This is a genomic window from Ferruginibacter profundus (genome assembly GCF_054783275.1).
Window position 1 is genome coordinate 596,477 of sequence record NZ_BAAGQW010000001.1, and the last position, 23,653, is coordinate 620,129.

The following is a 23,653-nucleotide window of genomic DNA, read 5'->3' on the forward strand; positions in this document are numbered from 1 at the left end:
TTTACTCACTATTTCACAAAAACTAAAAGTCCTGAAATGAACCGTCAGCATAAAAATTTACTCCAAACAAAAAAAGAAGTGGTGCAGCAGGCTGCAGCCGATCAAATTGGAAAAGGCACTGCCGCAATTACAGATAACCGCCATAGCGGGAGTACACAAAAAAAAGTCAATGGTACAGGTTTGCCAGATAGTTTAAAATCAGGAATAGAAAATATTTCGGGCCATAGTCTGGACGATGTTCATGTACAATACAACTCACCTCAACCTGCAAAACTTAACGCTCACGCATATGCGCAGGGAACTGATATACATATAGCACCGGGGCAGGAAAAACATTTGCCCCATGAAGCATGGCATGTGGTGCAGCAGAAGCAGGGCAGGGTGAGGCCTACGATGCAAATGCATAACGGCGTAAAAGTGAATGATAACAGCAGCCTGGAGCATGAAGCAGATATCATGGGAACGAAGGCGTTGGGAAGAATAGCGCACGCCACTACAATTTTGCAGCAAAAAAGTGAATTAGAAATAATGCGTTCGGAGGCAGATCAGGCTAATGATTTATCCGATGCTGTACAAAGAAAAGGGATTAAGGGTCATTCGTTAGGTTGCAATTGTGGTGGGTGTAACCAAAATATGATGCAGCAAAAAAGCTTTAGAGCCAGTAAAAAGTACTGCAACTATCCAGATGATTAAATGCCCGAACTGTAATGTAGAAGATATTAGTGCTGCTGATAATGCAGCTGGTAAACAATGCCGGAAGTGTATAAAGAAAGCTGGAAAAAAAACCAACACTGTAAAAAAAGCAGGACAGGGAAAAAATGATGATACAGCAGATGGAGAAAAAAAGCAATCACATAAAATGAACGGTGGCTATAAGACTCATTAAAAACCCGTGCCATGCTTCTTGCTCTGGTATGCCTGGAAGAAACTTACAAAAATATTTATCACCTGTAAAACCATTTAAAAGCTGATTTATTATATGAGTGACCAACAATTTAATTTAGTACAATCCAAAACGGCGGTATCCTTACAGGCAGCTGCTAATAAAGCCGGTAACAAAACCAGTCCGATAATTGATAATCGCGGTAATAAGGCAGTTCAGCTAAAAAACTTACACACGCCAGCTGTTGAAAATGTAAATGTGCTGGAAGGCAAGGTCATTCAATGTGTTCCTTTTTGGAAAAAAGCACTCACCGGTATAGGAATGTTAGGCGGGGGTATAGCAGCAACAGCAGGTCTGACAATTGGATCACCAGCACTTGCACTTGCTGGTAGTGCAGTTTTTTTAGGAAGCAGTGCTTATGGTGCATATAAAGCATATCATGAGAGTGACCGTAGTAATACGCTGGCATCAGTGCATCATGAACTGGATCAATACGATCCTGCTGTTAATCCCAATGTAAATATTAATCCTGCTGCAGCGGGAAGAAGTCAAACTGCTTTTATCATGCCGCCCGGTGCAGTTGCAGGTGCGCCTGCCGGACCGTTAGCTGGCCGCCAATACAGAATTGATATTAATCCTGCCAATCCAACCGGTGAGCACCTGACTGATCCGGATATGATAGCCAGCGCAGTAACACATGAAAAAACACATATTGCCGTAGATCAAAGTTATGACACTAATGCAGGCAGAACCACAGACGAATCTCCATTAAATATTACCAATGCAGAAGGCCCGGCAATAGGTACTCCGGCAGGAAGAGATACCATTATTTTGCAGCGAGTTAATTCCTTAAAACAAACTGTAATGCGTGACAGGCAGGTGCCTGTTCAATGGCGGCAATATATTTCTAACAGGCTTAGCTATGTGCAGGATTTTGCCAACCCATTAATGGAATACGATACAGTGATCAATGAATTACTCCATTTCATGGCTGCAAAAGGAATGGAAGCTGATTCCCCCACAGCCAGGGCAATTACTGCTATGGCAAAGGAAAATCTTGCCCGGCGATAATAACCGCAAACAATAGTAATTTCAAGGTCAGCTTAAACATAGAATCTTTTATAAAATACCATTGATGGTGAAAAAAGTAACATCATTCGCAAAAAAATATCGTGGTACTGAAAGAGCGGCGGTATACTTTTATAAATGCATTATATTGATTCGGTATCCCAGGCAAACAATATACCGCCGGTATCTTTTACCTAAGTTAACCTTGTAAACTCTAACGCATACATGTAATACCAAAGCGATTTTGCAATCGTATGCTCAATAAAAACAGGAAAAGGCGCAACCTGGCCAGTAGCCTTGCATTGACACCTGGGATATTTATTGATCAAAAAAGCAAACAGGTCTCTATAACGGCAGCCTGCATCTGATGCAGATATTTCTTTTTTATGCTTTACAGTAACCCGCCATGCCTGCGCATCAACAACAATAAATATGTTTCTCCTTACTCTTTCACTTCATACTCGCAATACAGATCATTTACAGTAGGTTTGTGAGGCAGTTTATCCCATTCCTTGGCTTTTGCAATACCTTCATCCATACGTATGATCCTGTTACGGCTTCTCTTCTTTAATTCTTTATACAGATTTATCGCAGGCATCTGCCATCCCTTTCCAAAGTTCACCATCGGGTCCGATTTTTCCACAGGTATCATTACTACCAGTTCCTTATGCGTCATATTATTCAGTGCTTCTGCAAGCGTGGAGTTATGGCTTCCATGATGCCCCGTTTTATATAACACGGTATTTTTCATAAGTGTAAGCCAGTTAAAATCTGCCGGCATTTTTTTCCATTTTATTTCTTTCCACGATCGCCAGTTGCCAGCCTGTGCATCAGCGGCAAATAATAATACTTTTTTCGTTTTTACAATTTCAAATGCCAATACCAGGCTGCTGTTATTGGTAAAGCCATCTAACCACAAAGCCAGTTGCTCTGCCTGGTTGATCCAGTCTGCTTCTATCTGCCTCCATTTTTCTCTGTCATAAGCTTTCTCAACTGCTTTAAAGTTATCCGACTTGCGGTAGGGTTCATCAAAAGGAAATGGCTCTTCATCTTTTTTTATTTTAGCAGTACCCGTTAATTTTTTCATGGCACTTAACATCTTTTCTGCATTTACCCCGTTGCTGGCTAATTTGTGGTCAAAGGTTTCATCTTTCCTGGGTTCTTTTTTATACAGGTGCTCTTCGTCTTTGGGTGGCCCCAGCACATATACTTTTACGGCGCCGTTTGATATGCCGGGCAAATTAAATACTTCACCCGGAGAAAGATATTGAGGGGCTTTTCTTCCCATCTTCTGCAACTCTTCCCTTGCTCGGGCCGGCAACTCGGCAGGTAATTTTTGGGTGGTTGCATTCATCTTATCGTTGTTGCCTACGCCATAAAAACCGAGCAGGCCATTGATGCTTTTTTTTATTTTCTCGTCAGCATCGGCAAAAAAGTCTTTGCTCAATTCCTTATTGATATTACGAAGGCTGGTAAGATAATTATTATAGTCTTCGCCGATTTTCCTTCCCAGTTTATTATCCGGGCTGGGGTCATCTAACCACGAGAGCCATACCTGTTCGGGCTTAATGGAATTAAAAATAGTTTTGGCATGTATAAATCCAGATAAATGGTCATTGTGCTGGTGAGTACCAACAATTACGTCCAGCTTCTGGCCGGCTACCTGCTTTTTTATATCAGTAGCAATTTTTTTCAGCCGGTCTATAGAACTGTTATTGTTCCAGTACGAACCACAATCAATTAATACGTGCGTTATTTCGCTGCCACTGGTAAAGCGCAACAGGAAACAATCGCCCAATTCTCCAATACGGTACATTTTAATATTTACAGATACAGCCATAGCGTTTAAGTTTAGTGTTTAATGTGCATGAAGGTGTTGAAAATTCAGTGTAAAACTTTTCCGGGGATTATCATAACTCGATACAGGCATCGTTGTAGCTGCGCCTGTGCCTAACTGATAGTTGGCCTGGTTGGGCAACCGTTTATCTTTGTCAAACCTTTTCAGAACGATATATTCTACTTTCATTTCATCGTTAAGCAGGTTTATTACCATGGTGCAACCGCTTCTGAATTTGAAACTGCTGTATTCGCCTTTTTCAACCCGGTGAGTTTGTGTAAGACTAATGATCACCTGTTCCAGCTGGCGGTCTTCACGCCCCATACGAAATGCATGTTTTACATTATGCACTTCTAATTTAGGGTTTGCAGCAAATTCAATCTTATCGTCGTTGTAGGGTATGGTATAAGGCTTGTTATTTTTTACAACTCCTATTTTTTCCAGGTATCTGTCCCAGTCTTTTTTAAGCAGTTTGCTAGCGGCCCATTCTTTTGGTGCCGTAGCAGCAGGGCTATCCAATAACCGGTGCAGTTTTCGTTGCAGCTCCTTATATTTTGTGGCAATCTGTTTACGGTCAGTCAGCCGGCTTATTATACGCACATCATCTTTTATAAATGCTGCCATCATGTTCATGGCTTTTTCTTCTTTTTTTGTAAGGTCGGGCGCAAACCATCGCAGGCTGTAAACCGATAATGTTTTTACCCTGTCGGGAAAAATACCCCAGGCACGAAAAGCTTCTATCAGCGATACCCTGTAGCCATTATTATCTTCGGGGCTAAGGTCGGTATCTGCAGTTATTAACGCCTGCAGGTAATCGCCGAATGTGATATCAATTGGCGGACAGTAGTCCAATGCCCTGATACAAATGGAAAGCAGGTGCGATGCAATATCGGAAGCCTCGGCAGCCAACCTTTTTACCAGGTCGGGATGAATAGACCCTTGTGGCAGAATGCCGGAACCCTGTGTGGCTATCCGCAGCAGGTCCTGCACCCGGAAATTATACAGGCGCATAAAAGCCTCAAATACTGTTGCTACTAAAATGGCGCCACGGTCATGTGCTTCAAATGTACTCTGGTAGGCAGCAGGATTGGGTTCTATCTTTTTCCATTTGCCTGTTTTTTTATCATAGCCTCCTATTGCACTTCGCAAAGCGCCTCTTCCGGTTTCCAATGCCTGGCCAAATTGGGTAGCCAATTCTCCCATTATGCTATACTCATCCAGGCGCCCTCTTGTTTGTTCAATCTGGTGTTCAAGCAATTTAGTATTGGCAAACCGCTGCAGTAATGCAACAATATCGGCAAATGCTTCGTGAAAAGCAGGTACATCGGCATTGGTATTTTCCATATACCTCGGGTACATACTGTCTAAAATTGCATGGGTGGTTTCATGTGCCACAATATCCGGCGATAAGCAGGTAAAAACAGCGCCTCCCGGAAAGTTAGAGCCTTCAATTTTATTGGCCGCCTGAAAATAGCCGAACAGGAGTGCCACTTTTTCTGAAGTATAAAACGCATTGGCATCCATCATAGCGTGGGGGTATACACGCAGTTTTTGTACGTACTCCTGGCTTTCATCAACTACACCATTTTTCCATTTCAGGTTGGAACGCCAGATAATTTTTCTGCCCAATGCCTTTTCAAAATTTTCAATGGTTTGCATAATAATGGCATATACAAACTGCTGGTGAAACTGTGCATTGCCTTCGCTGGGTGTAAGGCCGCTCATGCCCAGTACTTCTTTTGAATCCAGGTCAACCGGTTCGTAAAAACAATAATTCACAGGGTCAAAGTCAACCACTTCAATATATTCACCAATGGGGCCGGGTAACAGGTCTTCCCATTTTATTTTATAAATAGATTCATTGATAACCATCGTATCAAGCCGGGTAGAAAAGCCGGGGTCAATGGTATAGCCTCTCAGGCAGCGGTATCGGGGTTTTGTCATACAAATAAATTATTAAGAGATGATGAGTATTTATTTCAATCAGGGCAGGTTCAAAAATTTACGGGGGTTAACTCTTGCTATCTGATCAAAATCTTCCTCTTCTAATCCGCCCATCATATCAGCCAGCATATTCTTATCACTTTTATGATTACGCACTACAAAAAAATCCGTTCCGTATAATACTTTTTCTCTCAGGTTTTTGTTTTGCAATGTTTGTTTAAGCAGTGGTAAAATAGCAGCGTCATCGTGTAGTATATAACTGATGTCGGCGTACACATTCTTATGTTGCAGCATCATACTGCTGATGATAGAATACCAGTCGGTGTATTTCCAGAGTTGCTCAGGCTTACCCAGCGAACGGTTTGTTGTAGATTGTCCGTTTTTTATTAAGAAAAGAAAATCGATTCCAAAATCCGGCCTTGCGGCCAGCTGTGCACTATGATTAAACCTGTCTTTTTCAAAATAACGTGACCACTCGTCGCCACCGCCATAATGCCCCAAACATATTTTCAGGTCTTCCAGGCAAGAAGTAACAGAGGCGGCAGTACTGCCATTGGCAGGTGTAAATCCAAAAAGATCCTGCAGGTTTTCCTTTGTTATCGTATCGGCCTCAGCGTAAGCGATCTCTACTGCTTTTACAAAAAAATCTTTTTTTAGCAGGCAGAGAAAATTCATCGGGTGCGTAAAATTGGCGGTAAATTCATCATTCTTCATTTGTGGTAACAACAGGTTAGTAAAATCAGCCGGGGTTGCCAGCCTTCCGGCAACAGGTTGTACCAGTTCCTGGAAAACAGGATGGTAATTCCATTCCTGTTTCTTACTTCCGCGATAATACATCGGGCCTCTTACACAATGGGTAAGTATTGGTAAACCTTCCTGTTCGGCATATTTCCAAAGGGGTAATAATAACGGGTGAAAGGGATAATAACCCAATGCCGGGTAAATTTTAAATCCACTGAATTTTGCAAAGCCGGGTGTTGCAGTTTTTTCATTTATTACATTATGCCCTTCAATATAATCTTTGATAAAACATTTTTCAAGTACCACTTTCCCGTTGGTAACTGAGTAATCAAAAAATGATTTGCCTTCCTTTTCTATTCTGCGGGGGTCAATAAAAATAAAAGGATAGATATTGTCTTTTTTTGCTTTTAATTCGGCCAGCTCCTGCATCTGTTCTTTGTAGGTTTTAGATGGCAGGCGGGCGTCCATAAATTCCATATCCATAGGCAGAATAACAAAGCCGGTAGTGTCAGGGTACTGCCCCTCCAGGTCTCCTAATGTCTGGCTTTGTTTTGTATGAAAAGCAAAACGGCCGATAGTAAGGTATCTGTCAAAGAGTTCTTTAGTTCTTTTACCGGGTATTTTTTTCAGTACCGATATGGTCATTTTTGCAAAAGCCCAAAGCAGGTTGCGGCCGGATTTATAAAAGAAAATCACCAGCAAAAGAAAAATAACCTGCAACCATATTTCCTTTCTGTCCAGCAACAGGAATATGCGGAGTAAAAAATCATGAAGGCTTTGCAGCAACTTTATAAACCAACCGGGTTTTTCAGGCACAGAAAATATCCGGTGGCAAAGTATATCCAGCGATTGAAGGGTGAGGTAAATGCCGGCGATATTATACAGGGTATAGAGGATAATATCTTTTTTAAATTTTCTCTCCCGCTCAAATTTATTCCGGGCTTTTAAATTTTCAGCACCATCAAATCTCTCTTTGTCTGATTTCCGGTAATACTTTCTGAAAAAATAAAACACCCACTTAAAGTTCACCAGGTAATACAATGGCCAGGCTATTATTGATTTGCCTAGCAAAGGCGCCACATGATCGCCGGTAAAAATGTGCGTATGGCAATTAATGATCGGTGCTTTTATTTTTTCACCCGTAATACCTTTATCAATCGGTTGCTCACCCATACTTAACAGTTAAAATAATTTGATGTAAAGCGTTTTTGTTAGTACAATTATTTACCGGGTTTCACGCCGCTTCGTCTCACATTTACCAGTTTGTTCAACATATCAAACCAGAATGGGGCACCCATAGAAATACATCCGGCCCCGATGATCCAGCCTGCCAGCATCAGTAAAAAATTTATAAATTCATTGCTGCCTTGTTTACCCGTTACTTCTTTAGAAAATGTTTCACTTTTCCAACCCAATGGCAATCCTGTAGTATCCAGGCTGCTGGTGAGTGATTTAATAGCTGCAATATTTTTATCCGTATAGTTTTTTGCCAATGCAGCTAATACCGAATCTCTTTCGTTTTCAATAGCTTTTTTTGCATCCCCTTTAGCGCTGTCTATCCTTGCCTTAAAGTCAGCAATTTTATCAGCATTTTCTTTTTCAAAAGTGGTGGTATAAAACTGTGTCACAGGCTTAGAATTATTCACCACACTTTCTGACATTGCTACCATACTGTTGCGTAGCTTTCCGTCGTTATAAATAATTTTGGCCAGCTTAATAACATTGATATTAAAGATCAGTGTTATTGCCACAGCAATTAGCCGCACAGATACTACCGTGTGCGATTCGTACCAGCCTGTTACACGATTCATATAATTGTTAAACCAATCTTCTATCTTTTTTTGTAACTCCTGGATGTTGTTAGAAGTATCAAGCAGGTTTTGGAGTACTTTATACAAATCGCCTTTTGCAGCCACAAATGTTTTCAGTCCTTCACGAAAGTCTGTAAACAACACATTTGTCTTTACTGCTGCCGGTGCTTTTTGGGCAACCAGGTCCATTATTGCAAGGGCAAAATTGGCCGCCGGTACATAAGTGGGTAGCCGGTTTAAATTTTTCTGGAGACTTTGAATTTGCGGATGCTCAAAAAAATCCTTTGTGTTGGTAGTTGCTGCTGTTGTGGCGGCATCTGCAGGCAAAGGCTTCATTAACTTCATACGGCCCTCCAATACAAAACCATCCATTAATTGAGACATGGATTTCCATAGCATTTTACTGCGGTACTTCATGTTTACAGCTATCAGCTCCTGTATTACATAGGTAATGATGCTGAAAATAAAAAAAATAAGCACCAGTGAAATACCGGTTTCCAGGAAAGTGTTCATAAAAATTATTTAAGAATTAGTAATTAATTCAACTGAACAGCACACTTTGTAATTGACTGAATCAAACAACACAATACAGTAGTAAGCGATATAAATTTTCAGGAGGGTAGTAGAAAAGAGCACCGGCACTTTTCTTTGTCATTTCTAAAGATTGATCTTTTTTTTGGTTTGAGCAACCGTAGAAACACGGTATTTTTCCAGTTATTATACCTGGGATGGTACGGCATATTTTTGTCTTGTGAGGTAAGCCGGTCTGCTAACAGGGATATTAGCCGGGTAGTTTCTCTTTGTATTCATAAAAGCCGGATGATATACACGATCACTATTTTTATCATAGCATTGGCCGTGAAAGCCCGGCAGAATAAAAAAATAGCAAATTCAATAATGGGCTGTAAAATTGTTTAAGGTAGTCAACGCTAACAATTATTTAGTCTTGTGTATTGTACAAATATAATTGCAGTATTTAGTTATCTGCTACGTTGTCAATAGATCAGCACATCTTTTTTATTCCGGGGCAAATTGGTTCTAAAACTTGAATATTATTTTTACAAACCAAGTACTTTATTGCGTGCAATAAGGCATGCTCCAATTACACCGGCTTTTTCCCCAAGTTTCGATAGTTTTAATTGTGTATCCGTATTTACCAGGCTTAAAGAGTATTTGTTGATGGCACTACGAACGGGTAGTCGGAGATAATCGCCGGTTTCTGAAAGAGTACCCCCTAATATCAAAAGTTCGGGATTAAATATATTAATAAGAGTAGCGATGCCTTTTCCGATCTTTTCGCCAATTTCGGCTAGCAGTTCAATACATAATATGTCTTCATTTTTTGCGGCAGAAATAATATCCGGTAAAGTAATGTCGTTGAGGTCTTTTTTCTTTTTCATGACTAAAGAGGTAGAACCATGGTTGATCTTTTCTTTAAATTTTCTTATCAATGCTAAACCAGATGCTTCTGTTTCAAGACATCCTTTTTTACCGCAATGACACAAAATTTCGTTCTCGAAAATGGGTATATGCCCAAACTCGCCACCAAAGCCAGACTTACCATAATACAATTTACCCTCTATTAAAATACCCAGGCCAATACCATAATCCAGGTTTACAAACAAAACATTACGTGCATCTTTAGAATCGCCGTTGCAAAATTCACCATATGCCATTGCACGGGAATCATTTTCGATATAAGTCTGAATACCTATTTCTTTTTGTATTACGGTTGCTAAAGGCTCCTCATCAAAATGAAAATAGCTGTAACTATAGCCAGTGGTGTTATTGATGCGGCCCGAAAGATTAATACCAATGCCCAATATTTTGTCCTGGGTGGATGCCGGGCTAAGTTCGCGGATAAAATTTCTGATGATTACAAGTAATGACTTGAGAGAATCGGGTGTATTTTCCAGCCTGAAGGGTACTTTTTCTTTTAATGCGATGGAGTTTTTATTAAAATCAAGTAATCCCAGGTTGACATAATACCGTTTTACGTCTACCCCCACAAAAAAGCAGGCATCAGAAACCAGCCCGTAAACGCTGGCCCTCCTTCCTCCGGTAGAATCAAATTTACCATTATCCATTATCAATCCGTCTTCTATAAGCTCGTTTATAAGACTGGTAATTTTGGGCACACTGATATTTAATGCTTTACTTAATTCTGTAATGGTGTATTTACCAAATTGGTCGAGTTGATTAATAATCAATCGTTTAAGCGACTTGTTTTTATACACTACCCCTGAAGTGTTATCGTCGCTAAACAATGTAAATAGACGGCGGCTGGTCATTATCTCAGTTTATTATATTATTAATGCTGGTAAGAGTTGTAAGCTACAAATAATTTAGAAAGTTACATTATTACCCTTACTAAATAAAAATATTTAGTAAGTTTTGTATTTTAATAATAATTTTTACTATTTTTATCCGGCAATTACATTTCTTTTAAAATAAAAGCCAGAATGAATGCTTGCTAAGCCAATTGTGCCAGCTGTTGATACAGCGTTGAGTCGTTACAGTGCATTATATAAAAATGAACTCCTTCAAAATATTTTGCCTTTTTGGATGAGCCATAGCAGGGACGAGTTATATGGAGGGTATTTTACATGTCTTGATCGTAGTGGAAAAATATATGATAAAGATAAGTTTATGTGGCTGCAAGGCCGTGAAGTGTGGTGCTTCGCATCCATGTATAACAATGTAGAAAAATCGGAAGAATGGCTGGAGATGGCCCTGCACGGAGCAAACTTTATGGAGCATTACGGGCGGGATGCGGAAGGTAACTGGTATTTTTCTGTCACAGAAACCGGGCAGCCGCTGATTCAACCCTATAATATTTTTAGCGATTGCTTTGCTACCATGGCTTTTGCGGCACTGGATAAAGCCAGGCCCACACAACGTTACAAAGATATCGCGGTAAATACTTTTGAAAACATCATCAGGCGGCAGCATAATTGGAAAGGTACTTACAATAAGGCCTATCCCGGTACCCGGAACCTTAAAAATTTTGCATTGCCTATGATATTGTGTAATCTGTCTCTTGAACTGGAGCATATTATTGGCGCAGATAGAGTAAACGGGTTCATCCCATCTGTTATTCACGAAGTAATGAATGTTTTTTATCAGCCACAATTTGGGTTGATTTTGGAAAACGTAAATGAAGACGGAAGTTTCAGCGACAGTTTTGAAGGCCGCCTGTTAAACCCCGGCCACTCTATTGAAGCCATGTGGTTTATTATGGACCTGGGCAAACGCTTAAATGATAACCAACTGATAGAAAAGGCCTGCAATATTATGCTTCATACCATTGAATATGGCTGGGACAAAACTAACGGTGGCATTTTTTATTTTTTAGATATAAAGGGTGCACCTCCACTGCAATTAGAATGGGATCAGAAATTATGGTGGGTTCATGTGGAAGCCCTGGTAGCCCTTGCCAAGGGATATGCCTATACAAAAAATGAAAAATGCATGGAATGGTTCCATAAAATACATGACTATACCTGGAATCATTTTAAAGATAAAGAATACGGAGAATGGTTTGGTTATCTGAACAGGCGTGGAGAGGTTTTATTGGATCTGAAGGGGGGGAAATGGAAGGGCTGTTTTCATATTCCAAGGGGGTTATACCAGGTTTGGAAAACCTTTGACTCAATTTAATACCATATAATTTTTGAAGCGGATCAATACATATCTTTTTACTCTTTTGCTTACAGGCTTCGTGTATAGCCTGCCATTATGTGCACAACGGCGTATGAGTACCGGTGTATTGGTAATTGGCGGCGGCACAGGTGGCACTGCTGCAGGTATACAGAGTGCAAGGATGGGAGTGCCCACTATAATAGCAGAGCCTTCTGTTTGGTTGGGAGGTATGTTTACGGCTGCAGGTGTTCCCGCATTTGATGGTAATCATAATATGCCTTCGGGTATCTGGGGCGAATTCAGGGAAAGATTGTATAAAGTATATGGCGGCGCAGATAAAGTTGCTACAGGCTGGGTAAGTAATACTTTGTTTGAACCTCACGTGGGTGATAGTATCCTTAAATCGATGGTATCAGTAACGCCTGCACTAAAAGTTTTATTCAGGTATGAATTTATTAAAACCTTAAAAGACCACAATAGCGTTAAAGGAGCTGTTTTCTACGATAAACTGGCAAAATCAACGGTCACCATTTATGCAAAGCAGGTAATTGATGCTACTGAATTGGGGGATGTTTTGGCAGATGCCGGAATTCCATTTGATGTAGGCATGGAAGCAAACAGCATTACCGGCGAAAATGTAAACGTACCTGAATCTAACACTATCATTCAGGATATCACTTATGCAGCCATATTGAAGGATTACGGCCCTGCAGCGGATTGTACATTGGTAAAACCGGCATTGTATGATCCGGGGGAATTTGATTGTTGTTGCAACGAATATTGCAGCAACCCTGCAGCACTCGCTTCCAACGTTACAGCAAAAAAAATGCTGGATTATGGAAGGTTGCCTAATGGTAAATATATGATCAACTGGCCCGCAAAAGGAAATGATATTTACCTGGATCTGATTAATATGAACAGCCGTCAGCGTGAGGAAGCAATGCAAAAAGCAAAGGACAAAACAATTCGCTTTATTTATTTTCTGCAAACCCAGTTCGGATTCAAAAACCTGGGCCTGGCGAAAGATGAGTTTCCAACTGCAGACCGGTTGCCCATGATGCCGTATTACCGGGAGGGCAGAAGGGTTAAAGGTATAGTTCGCTTTAACTTTAAAAATATAGCAGATCCTTTTAATGATCAATCGCCTTTATACCGCACTGGTATTGCAGTAGGCGATTATCCTGTAGACCATCACCATAAAGAAAACAGCAAAGCGCCGCAGCATCTTGGTTTTTACCCGGTGCCTTCTTTCAATGTTCCGTCTGGTGCATTAATTCCTGAAAAATATGCAGGTATTATCATCGCAGAAAAAGGGATCAGTGTAACCAATGTTGTTAACGGCACCACCAGGTTGCAACCTTGTGTAATGCTCACCGGCCAGGCAGCAGGTGCGCTGGCGGCATTATGTGTGCAGCAGAAAAAAAATGCCATCGACATACCGGTTCGGGCAGTGCAAAATCAATTGCTGGTTTCCGGGGCGTATATAATGCCTTACTATGATGTAAAACCGGACCATCCATTTTTTATACCGATACAAAAAATTGGCGCCACCGGTATTCTTAAAGGAACCGGCCAGCCTAATGCCTGGGCTAACAGAACCTGGTTCTATCCCGATTCTTTGGTGGAATTTAAAAGTTTTATCAACGATTTCAAAGCATGCATAGCGGTCAATTATTACACAAACGGAAAATACCTGACCATCGATGACCTTTTTAACATCATCCGGTTATGTAATCCTGCATTGCGTAAAAACAAAATGCTCACTTCAACCAGTTTTCAACAAAGCTGGCTTGATGCCGGCCTTACCAATTTTGATAGCAAACGGGAAATAATGCGTAAAGAGGTTGCTGTGATGCTGGAAAAATGGATAAGCCCATTTGAAAACATACCGGTGGGGTATAACGGAAAATTTTTACCAGTAAAAATAAAATAAGTAACAATTGCTTTATTAAAAACACAAATTTAACGTTATGAGAAAATCAATGCTCCTGCTCTTTTTGCTTTTTACTGCCTTTATGGTGGTACAAGCGCAGGATTTAAAAGTAACAGGAAAGGTTACAGACGCTGCTACCGGCCTTCCTGTGGAGTCTGCTTCGGTTATCCCTAAAGGAAATAGCAAAGGAGTAACGACTAACGGGGCAGGGGAGTTCACAATTACTGCATCCAAAGGGGCGGTACTGGTGATCAGTAGTGTTGGATATACCAAAAAAGAAATCATAGTAACCGGTGCAAGCTTATCTGTTACACTCGAAAAAACAGATAACACATTATCTGATGTAGTAGTAGTGGGATATGGTACCCAGCGAAAAGGTAATATCACCAGTGCTGTTACCACTATTAAAGGTGAGCAATTACTGCAACGGCCGGTTTCGTCAACCAGTATGGCATTGCAGGGGCTTGTTCCTGGTGTGGTGGTGCAACAGGGTTCGGGCCAGCCGGGTGCCGATGGTGGCTCTATAATCATAAGGGGTTATGGTTCTATCACGGGCAGCAGTTCTCCGCTGATCATCGTGGATGGTGTGGAGGGCGGAAGCCTGAATGATATTGATCCCAATATCATAGAAAGTATTACCGTGCTAAAGGATGCAGCTTCCACCGCCATTTATGGTGTAAGGGGAACTAATGGGGTGGTACTAATAAAAACCAAAAGAGGACAGGCCGGTAAGACCGCTATTGCTTTCAACAGTTTTGTATCTAAACAAACGCCCACTAATTTTCCCGATCTGTTATCGGCAGTGGATAATATGGTGCTGAATAACGAGGCAGTGACCAATGTTAATCCTTTATCGCCGGTGCCGTATCCGCAATCGTTGATTGATTTATACAAATCAACTCCTCCAGACAATTTGAGTGTATTCAATACCGATTGGAAAGACCTGGTATTGCAAAATAACGGTTTGATGCAAAACCACAATATCGTCATTAACGGTGGTTCTGATAAGGCCAGTTTCCTGGCTTCAGGTACATATTTAAATCAGCAGGGACTTATAGTAAATAATAGTTTTAAAAAATACGATCTGCGTTTAAACGGTGACGTTAACCTGTCTAAAAAAGTAAAGTTTTCTACTGATCTGTATTATACCAAATCCACCAATATACAACCAGCCGGCATGGCACCCACCGAGATCATTCAACGTGCTATTTCAATGGCGAGAAATTTTCCCGGAAAATTTGGTGAAGGAATGTATGGTGATGCAGGGCAATCCAATAAGATCAATCCAATAGGTGCAGCAGAGGCATCAGGCATTAACCATGCCGAAACACCTACAATTTCAGTAAGGTTTGCGATGAACGCCGAATTGTTCAAAAATTTCATTCTGGAAGCTTCCTATAATACCCGGGCCTCTTATACTGAAGCCTATGTTGCAAGGGGTACTTACAATTCTTACACACCCAATCCAACTACGAATAGCTACATCTTTCAATCAGTAGTAGGTGACTCTGCATTGAGTTATACCAATAACCGTAATGTAACTAACCAGTATTTTGTATCTGGTAACTATTCATACAATTTAAAAAATGTACACCAGTTTAAGTTACAGGGAGGTTTCCAGGGGCTGGATAATACCACCACATCTGTAGGAGCTTCAAGGCAGGGGTTGCAGGATCCTAACAGGCCATATTTGAACCTGGCAACTTCTTCGCTTCAGCCAACCGTTAGCGGCTCGGCCACAGATTATGCTATTGCCGGTTTTTTTGGAAGATTCAATTATAACTATGATCAGAAATATTTATTGGAATTTACCGGCAGGTATGACGGATCGTCAAGATTCAGCCAGGTATTAGATAAACAATGGGGCTTTTTTCCCGGCGTATCGGCCGGTTGGGTAATCACCAAAGAAAAATTCATGGATAAAGTACCTTTCATCATCTATGCCAAACTCAGGGCTTCTTATGGTAAACTGGGTAACCAGGAAGTAGGAAGCAATTATCCTTTTGTTGCAACTATCGATGGAGGTACGGCTTATTATTTTAACAACAATATTTCCCGCGGTTCTTCCCTGGCTAACATTCCCAACGAATCTGTTAGCTGGGAGAAATCTTCACAGCGCAATTTTGGAATTGACCTGGCATTGCTGCACAGCAAACTGAATATCACTTTTGATGTATACCAGAAAAAAGTAACAGATATGCTGATCGATTTCCCTGTTGCTAATGCGCTAGGCTATGCCGGCAGCTCTTTTATACCTGCCAATGCCGCATCCATGGTAAATAATGGCTGGGAGTTTGGCGCAACCTATAAAAATAATGTGGGTGAGTTTAATTATAGTGTCACCGGTAATTTATCGGATGTAAAAAATAAAGTACTGGATACTAAAAACCTCGACATTGTTCAGGGGAACCAATTATCACGTTCCGGGTATTCAATACGATCATACTATCTCTACCTTACTAATGGTTTATACCAGGCAGGCGATAATTTTTCCAGCCCTTATAACGGCAGCAGAACAACAGGAGCAGGAGATGTTAAGTTCAGGGATATTGACGGTAACGACACGATCAACGCAAAAGACAGGGTGCTGGTGGGTAATAATTTTCCCCGTTACGAATTTAGTGTAAACCTGGCAGCACAATACAAAGGTTTTGATCTTGCTGTATTCCTGTTTGGAGTTGGAAAACGTGACAATTATATTTCCGGTGTTGGTGTGGAGCCTTTTAATGCCGGTAACTGGATCGCTTCAGGTTTACAATCTGTGTTAGACAGATGGACCCCATCAAATCCGGGAGCAAAATATCCACGGCTTTATTCGGGGGGTAATGGAAACTATGGATCTTCCGATTATTGGTTGCGCAATGGCGCTTACATGAGGGTAAAACATATCACCCTGGGGTACACGCTTCCTAAAAAAATAATGAATCGCCTAAAGGTGCAGCAATTACGGTTTTATGCCAGTGTGGTTAATCCTTTTACAGTATCCGATTACGAGAAAGGGTTTGACCCCGAGATCAGTAATACTAACGGTGCATTTTATCCTATTATGAAAACAGCCACCATTGGTGTTAACCTCAGATTCTAAAACTGCTAATTAAAAAACTAGTTTATGAAAAAAATAATTTCAATACAATATATTATCCTGTTAGTATCGCTTACAGGGATGGTGTCATGCAAAAAGTATCTTGACCGTACGCCACTATCGGCTATATCTCAACGGGATTTTTATTCCAATGCCGACCAGGTGCAACAGGCACTGACAGGTGTTTATAATGCCATTGGTGCCCGTACAATCAGCCCGGGTTTCAGTAACCCCACGCCCTATTATGCCAAGATGGATCTTTTTACTGAAATAGGTATGGAGCGTGGTTTGTCGGGCACTATTGGTGCAGGAACTTACAATGCTACTTTAGGAACCACAGCTGAGTTGTGGGCCGGATTTTACCAGGTGATTCAAAGATCAAACAATCTTTTGTTTTATATGCCTGCTGCAAAATCTGTAATGGTACCGGCAGATTATAATCGTGTTATTGCCGAAACAAAAGTACTGAGAGGATTAGCTTATTGGTACCTGATTTCTTATTTTGGTGATGTGCCATTTTTTACTGCGCCACCTGCATCACAGGATGAGATTTATAATTTTACCAGGACCGACAAGAAAACCATTATCAATTACCTGCTTACAGATCTTGAAAGCGCAGCAAATGACCTTGATTGGAATCCGTCTCAACCAGGAAGGGTAAGCAAAGGTGTTGCCATGGGTGTAGGGGCAAGGCTAGCTATGCTGGATAAAAATTATACTTACGTAGCAAATATTACTGACAATATCATTGCCAATGGCGGTTACGGGTTGAATCCCGTATTTCAAAACCTGTTCAGGAAAGCGGGACAAACTGCTAACGTGAATAAAGAGATCATGTTCTATTATCCATTTGGTGATGCAGATGCAGGCTCTTTTAATTATTTGCAATTGGTACAGGGGTCAAGGAACAATGGAGGACAGTCCAGTCATTTCCCCACACAATTCCTGGTAGATTTATTTGAATGTGTTGACGGGAAGAATATCAGCCAGTCGCCATTATATAATCCTGCAAGACCTAATAAGAACAGGGATCCCCGTATGGCCCAGACTGTTATAGTACCCGGCGATACGGTGGTGGTGCAGGGATTCACCAGTATTATTTTCGATTTTTACGACAAGTTCCTGGCGAGTTATAATCCTACCACCCAGGTGATTACTTTTCCTACAACAACGGCCAACCAGGATAGCGCCAATATTTTTGGGCCACGCCTTAACGGACTGGGGAATTTATGGAAAAAATATTGCCAGGACAGGGATATCAACGGTACTGCAGGAAATTTGTATAAAGTGGGTTGGATATACATGCGTTATGCAGAAATTTTATTACTAAATGCAGAGGCTCATTTGGAAAAAGGTTCTCCTGCCACAACCGTTGCTACATCGATTAATAAAGTAAGAACCAGGGCAGGTATGCCTGTGGTTGATGCGGCTACATTGGCTGACGTTACAAAACTGAGACAGTTGGTACGAAGAGAAAAGACGGTAGAATTAGCTAACGAAGGTCTTCATCTGCCTGATATGCGCAGGTGGGACGATGGCGCTTATGCACTCAAAGTAATGCCTGTTCAATTATATGGCGAATCGAATTCTCCTATGAAACTTACTGCGGGAGTAGGATTGGAATTGATCAATCCTGCACCTCCCCCGGTTTTTGATGCAACCTATAATGTACCCATTTCGTGGCCCAACGGAGATGCACTTCGTTTAAAAAGGGAACTGAGAATATTTAATGCCAATCAACATATTCTATGCCCGATACCACAGGGCGAAAGAGATAAGATACCTGCATTAACACAAAACCCCGGATGGTAAAAATTTTCATATAGCAGCAGTGTTTGGGTAAGGGCGGCGGTAATACGCTGCCCTTTTTTTAAATCTAAAAAATATGACTCAGCGAAATCAAAGCATTGATGCTTTACGTGGCTTTGCCATACTGGCAATGATATTAAGTGGAAGTATATCCTATGGCGATACCTTGCCTGCATGGATGTATCATGCACAGGTGCCGCCACCGGCGCACCGGTTTATTGAAACGATTCCCGGTATAACCTGGGTGGACCTTGTATTTCCATTTTTTTTATTCAGTATGGGGGCGGCAATTCCGCTGGCCCTTAATAAGAAAGTTGCTGAAGAAATTAGTTTTCTATCAATTTTGTGGATCGCAGCAAGACGGCTTTTGCAGCTTGCTTTTTTTGCGTTATTCACCGAACATATGAAGGCATGGGTGATTGCAGGAACACCAACCTCAGGTGAATATTTATTATCTGTTGCTGCTTTTGTTTTATTATTCTTTCAATTGTTTAGTAATAAGACAGAAAAGTATAAAAATATGTTTATAGGGTTTAAGCTGGCCGCATATTTAATTGCAATAGCATTGTTGTTCTTTCTGAAATTTAATGGGAATGGTTTTATGTTTACTAAATCGGATATCATTATTATTGTTTTAGCCAACATGGCTTTTTTTGGAACCATCACCTGGTGGCTCACCAAAAAACAGGTATGGGTGAGACTGGGTTTATTGCCAATAATAATGGCGGTTTTTTTGGCAGCAAAAGAACCCGGAGCAAGCTGGACCAAAGACCTGTTTAATTTTTCTCAAATAGGAAAAATACAATTTGACTGGTTGTACCGGTTCTATTTTTTAAAATATTTATTTATCGTGATACCGGGTACGTTGGCCGGAGATTGGTTCTTACAATTTAAAAGGGCAGACGGAAAATCTGACGGGAACAAAAATTATTTGATGACCATTGGTTTATTGGCATTTGTTGTAGTTATTACAAATACCATCTTCTTATTTAGCAGGCAGCTGATAGTAAATCTTATTGTTACAGGAATTTTAATAATGACGATCCATTTTTTAATAAAAAGGGCAGGGCAGGCAAATTTTCAATTGTGTTACCGGTTCTTTTGTGCAGGGGCCTACCTGTTAATACTGGGCTTATTTTTTGAAGCTTATGAAGGTGGTATAAAAAAAGATCATTCAACCTACAGTTATTATTTTGTTACCTCGGGACTCGCTTTTTTTATGTTAATTGGTTTTAGCAGTTGCTCATTATCTAAATTTGGTTCGGGGATAAATAATTATTTAAGCCTGAATGGCAGAAACCCAATGGTGGCCTATGTTGCCGGAAGTTTATTGCTTACTCCGCTGCTTCACCTTACCGGTGCAATCAGCATACTTGATAGCATGAATGCGAATGCTATAACAGGTTTTTTAAAAGGAGTTATATTCACAGGTATCGTATCAGTTATAACTATTTTCTTTACCAAAAGAGGTTGGTTTTGGAAAACGTAGCAGATCAACGCCAAATATTGGGTTTATTTACAGACGGTGATTACCAAATTCCCTCCTTGTAGTAATTGCCGGTGACTTATTGAGGTAACAGGAATGGATACACCGTTTAGCTGCACCGACTGAATTCCTGTTTTACCCGCCTTTTTTATTTTTTTTACCTGTATATGAAGCAATTTATCGCCAGGTAATTGCAGGGTTGCTTTATTAACCAGGGGATAACCAAATACATAATTACTACTTGCAGGATTCATGGGATACATACCCAGGCAGGTCCATATATACCAGGCGCTCATCTGGCCGCAATCATCATTGCCACTCAGTCCATCCGGGCCTGTTTTATAAATGCTGTCTGTAACTACTTTAATCCATCTGGCAGCTTTTTCAGGATGCCCCAATGCGGTATACATATAAATGATGTGGTGACTTGGTTCGTTACCATGTGCATATTGGCCAATCAGTCCGCTTACATCTGCAGAAACGTTTTCGCCATGTAACACAGAGGGAGCTGCAAACAACTCATCCAGCTTGTTTACCAGCTTTTCCTTACTGCCATATAATGCTGCAAGACCTTCTATATCCTGTGGTACAAAAAAGCTGTGCTGCCAGGCAGTACCTTCTACATATTGTCCGTCAAAACCGTGCTCAGATAATAAAGGGTCAAATGGTTCTATAAATTTACCAGTGCTGTCTTTGGCCCTCATAAATCCGGATTTGCGGTCGAAAAGATTTTTATAACTCATCGATCTTTTCATAAAGATCTCATAATCGTTTTGTTTACCGAGCTTTTTGGCCACCTGTGCAATGCACCAGTCATCATAAGCATATTCAAGCGTCATTGTTACACTCCACCCGTGTTTATCCTGCGGCAAATAACCAAATCGAATATAATCTGGTGTACCACGTTGAGGTTGAAAAGCACTTTTAAGCATGGCAGCGTAGGCCAGGTTGTAATCAAATTCTTTTATGTTTTTAAGCATGGCATCGGCAATGATGGGGATACTGTGATAGCCGGTCATAGTATTCGCTTCCCACGTGCTCAAATCCCACACCGGCAGCAGGCCGTTATCTTCATAAAGCTGCAGCATGCTATTGATCATGTCTGGCAATCTTTTTGTTTGTGTTATTGTAAATAATGGGTTTAAAGCCCTGAACACATCCCATTGGGAAAAAACAGTGTATTTATTATTTCCTTTTTTGAAAACCAGTTGTTTGTTATCGTGAGTTTGATAAGTTCCATCGGCATCATTGCTGATAACCGGCGCCAGGCATGTGTGATACAGAGCAGTGTAAAATTTTTTAGCCAGCGGAATATCGTCGGTATTTATTTTTATTTTTTGTAATTCTTTTTCCCAAAGCATTTCAGCTGCAGTGGCAACAGCAACAAAATCTTGCGAAGCGGAATTTTTTGCCTCTGCCAGCGCTTTATCCGTACTTACTGTACTTAGTGAAACTTTTACCACCAGTGACAATGCAGTATTAAATTGCAATGCCACTTTTACTTTATTGCCTTGCGCTTTATTATTTGAAACGGTGGAATCATCAATAAAAAAAAACTGCTTAACCGGTTGTGAAAATGTTGCCGCAAAATATACTTTTTGTCCCTTTGCCCAGCCTGTGCTATAGCGGTATCCAACCAATGTATGTTCATCAATTAATTGTACCATTCCATCCGTGCATTTATCCCAGTTTATGGCAAATCCCATATCAAATCTCAGCCAGCCTGTAGCCGAAGGAAAAGTGTAACGATGAAAGCCCGTCCTTTCGGTAGTGGTTAATTCACATTGCACCCCGTTATCCAGTTTTACTTTATAATAGCCTGGCCGGGCATTTTCATTGTGGTGAGAAAACGGGATTTTAATTTTCGAGTTTCTTATTGCAGCGGTATCTGTAAGAGGTAAAACAGAAATGTCGCACCAGTCGCCAATACCGGTGCCACTTAAATGCATATGGCTGAAGCCCGCAATGGTATTGCTGCTATAATGGTAACCGCTGCACCAGTCCCAGCCCTCATCGCCATTATCAGGACTAAGTTGTACCATGCCGAATGGAACGGTTGCTCCCGGGTAAACATGACCGTGACCTCCCGTGCCTGAAAAGACATCCACAAATTCAGTAAACTGTTGCGCATTAGAAAAAAGAGCGGTATTAAGGATAAATACCAGTGATAATATCTTTTTCAATAGATTGATTTAATGTTATAAAGCGCTGTTGTTATCATTTGATGAAAGGGTATTGTTGCTGGTACCACAGTATCTTATCCTTTACGCCTTCATAAAAAAAGAAACATTCCCCTTTAAAACCATTGGTCCTGTTTTGTTGAATCATCTGGCTCATAAAAGCATCGCTTTGCAAAGTGGTGCCGGATTTTACCAGTACACCGGGGTAAAATGGAACGGCGTTATTCCTGTAATATCCTTTTTGTTGCGTGAGCACAGAGGTATAGGCAGCTATATCATACCTGTAGCATTGCGGCATCACAGCGTCTACCCAACTGCTGTCCACCCATGTAGGCCAATCCTGCAGGTACTCTGTTAAACTGAATGGGTAGGGACTTGGCGACATGGTTAGCTGTATAGTTGGTTTAATGGTTTTAACCTCTGTGCGAAGCCGTTTTAAAAATCCATTTAATTTTTTTGCCCGCCAGTTTACCCACGCTGCGTCCTGGTAATTGGAGGGCGGGTTGGAACCGGTTTCTGTAAAATAAAGGTTACTGGTATAGCTATCATAACCAGAGGTGGAAGGTACTGCAGGCAAACGGTCATCACCCTGCAAGCCATCAACATTATATTTCGATGTTACTTCTTTAAAAAGACTGATCATATAATCCTGCACTTCGGGGTTAAAAGGATTTAACCAGTCAAAACCATTTTTAACCACCAGGTTTCCGCTGATGTCTTTTGCTGCCCAGCCCGGCTTTGCTGAAACAATTGCTCCGCCATTGGCAGAATAGGAGGAAGAAAAACCATATTCAAACCAAGCGTGTACCTTTATGCCTGCGGCATGTGCTTCGTCAATCATTTCCTGTAAGGGATCTCTTCCTGCATATCTTTCTAAGATCGGTATACCAATCAGGTTCTGCATTACGGAACTTGGGTAAATGGTTCGCCCGTTATTATAGACCACCATAAAAATATTATTGATATTGGCAGCTTTACATGTTTGTACACATTGTTTAATATTGTCTCTGCTATCCAGTGCAGTGCTTGCGGCGGTGGTAATCCATGCACCTCGTAATGCATTGGGGTCCCACACCGGAGTTGGAGGCAGGGTGGTACCGCCGCCGCCACTAGTTCCGCCACTACTTCCTTTTTTACAGGAATTTACAGACAGCAATATTGCTAAAAATAATAAGTAAACCGGTAAAGATAACCTGGAATGATAGCGCATAATCGTTTGAATTGAATGATGAATTAT

14 protein-coding genes are annotated in these 23,653 nt (G+C 41.0%); 7 read left to right on the forward strand and 7 right to left on the reverse strand.

The genetic code is table 11. The annotated features are described in order from the left end of the window. Nucleotides 1–36: 36 nt before the first annotated feature. Both ACYVM0_RS02330 and ACYVM0_RS02335 read left to right on the forward strand, forming a co-directional pair. Nucleotides 37–693, forward strand: coding sequence for an eCIS core domain-containing protein (locus tag ACYVM0_RS02330; RefSeq protein ID WP_460551873.1), 657 nt, complete (start codon nt 37–39; stop codon nt 691–693). A gap of 286 nt (nt 694–979) precedes the next feature. Next, a complete protein-coding gene (locus tag ACYVM0_RS02335; protein ID WP_460551876.1) occupies nt 980–1,954 on the forward strand; it encodes a hypothetical protein in 975 nt (324 codons plus the stop codon). 439 nt (nt 1,955–2,393) lie between these two features. Here the strand turns inward: ACYVM0_RS02335 and ACYVM0_RS02340 are convergent, their stop codons facing one another. The 5 genes from ACYVM0_RS02340 to ACYVM0_RS02360 form a co-directional block, all read right to left on the reverse strand. Continuing rightward, on the reverse strand, nt 2,394–3,791 hold the full coding sequence (locus tag ACYVM0_RS02340; RefSeq protein ID WP_460551879.1) for a ComEC/Rec2 family competence protein: 1,398 nt from the start codon (nt 3,789–3,791) through the stop codon (nt 2,394–2,396). Between the two features lie 18 nt (nt 3,792–3,809). Next, entirely contained in the window at nt 3,810–5,732 is a 1,923-nt protein-coding gene (locus ACYVM0_RS02345) for a gluzincin family metallopeptidase (protein ID WP_460551882.1), read from the reverse strand. 39 nt (nt 5,733–5,771) lie between these two features. Next, nucleotides 5,772–7,646 carry an amidohydrolase family protein gene (locus tag ACYVM0_RS02350; RefSeq protein ID WP_460551885.1) on the reverse strand — a complete coding sequence of 625 codons (1,875 nt, stop codon included), beginning with the start codon at nt 7,644–7,646 and terminating at the stop codon, nt 5,772–5,774. A gap of 47 nt (nt 7,647–7,693) precedes the next feature. Continuing rightward, on the reverse strand, nt 7,694–8,797 hold the full coding sequence (locus tag ACYVM0_RS02355) for a hypothetical protein (protein WP_460551888.1): 1,104 nt from the start codon (nt 8,795–8,797) through the stop codon (nt 7,694–7,696). 545 nt (nt 8,798–9,342) lie between these two features. Beyond that, a complete protein-coding gene (locus ACYVM0_RS02360; RefSeq protein ID WP_460551891.1) occupies nt 9,343–10,575 on the reverse strand; it encodes an ROK family transcriptional regulator in 1,233 nt (410 codons plus the stop codon). 175 nt (nt 10,576–10,750) lie between these two features. Between ACYVM0_RS02360 and ACYVM0_RS02365 the strand changes: the two genes are divergently transcribed. The 5 genes from ACYVM0_RS02365 to ACYVM0_RS02385 all read left to right on the forward strand — a co-directional run bounded on the left by ACYVM0_RS02365 (nt 10,751) and on the right by ACYVM0_RS02385 (nt 20,239). Beyond that, entirely contained in the window at nt 10,751–11,944 is a 1,194-nt protein-coding gene (locus ACYVM0_RS02365) for an AGE family epimerase/isomerase (RefSeq protein WP_460551894.1), read from the forward strand. A 13-nt stretch (nt 11,945–11,957) separates the two neighbouring features. Then, complete coding sequence (locus ACYVM0_RS02370) at nt 11,958–13,859, forward strand: FAD-dependent oxidoreductase (protein WP_460551897.1); 1,902 nt, start codon at nt 11,958–11,960, stop codon at nt 13,857–13,859. 37 nt (nt 13,860–13,896) lie between these two features. After that, complete coding sequence (locus tag ACYVM0_RS02375) at nt 13,897–16,944, forward strand: SusC/RagA family TonB-linked outer membrane protein (protein WP_460551900.1); 3,048 nt, start codon at nt 13,897–13,899, stop codon at nt 16,942–16,944. Between the two features lie 24 nt (nt 16,945–16,968). Then, nucleotides 16,969–18,753, forward strand: a complete 1,785-nt coding sequence (locus ACYVM0_RS02380; RefSeq protein WP_460551903.1) for a RagB/SusD family nutrient uptake outer membrane protein — start codon at nt 16,969–16,971, stop codon at nt 18,751–18,753. Between the two features lie 73 nt (nt 18,754–18,826). Next, nucleotides 18,827–20,239 (forward strand): acyltransferase family protein, encoded by a 1,413-nt coding sequence (locus ACYVM0_RS02385; RefSeq protein WP_460551905.1) that lies wholly within the window; start codon nt 18,827–18,829, stop codon nt 20,237–20,239. Nucleotides 20,240–20,262: 23 nt separating this feature from the next. Here ACYVM0_RS02385 and ACYVM0_RS02390 read toward each other — a convergent pair whose 3' ends face one another. After that, nucleotides 20,263–22,419 carry a GH92 family glycosyl hydrolase gene (locus ACYVM0_RS02390; RefSeq protein ID WP_460551907.1) on the reverse strand — a complete coding sequence of 719 codons (2,157 nt, stop codon included), beginning with the start codon at nt 22,417–22,419 and terminating at the stop codon, nt 20,263–20,265. Between the two features lie 34 nt (nt 22,420–22,453). After that, nucleotides 22,454–23,626 (reverse strand): glycoside hydrolase family 10 protein, encoded by a 1,173-nt coding sequence (locus tag ACYVM0_RS02395; RefSeq protein ID WP_460551910.1) that lies wholly within the window; start codon nt 23,624–23,626, stop codon nt 22,454–22,456. Nucleotides 23,627–23,653: the final 27 nt, after the last annotated feature.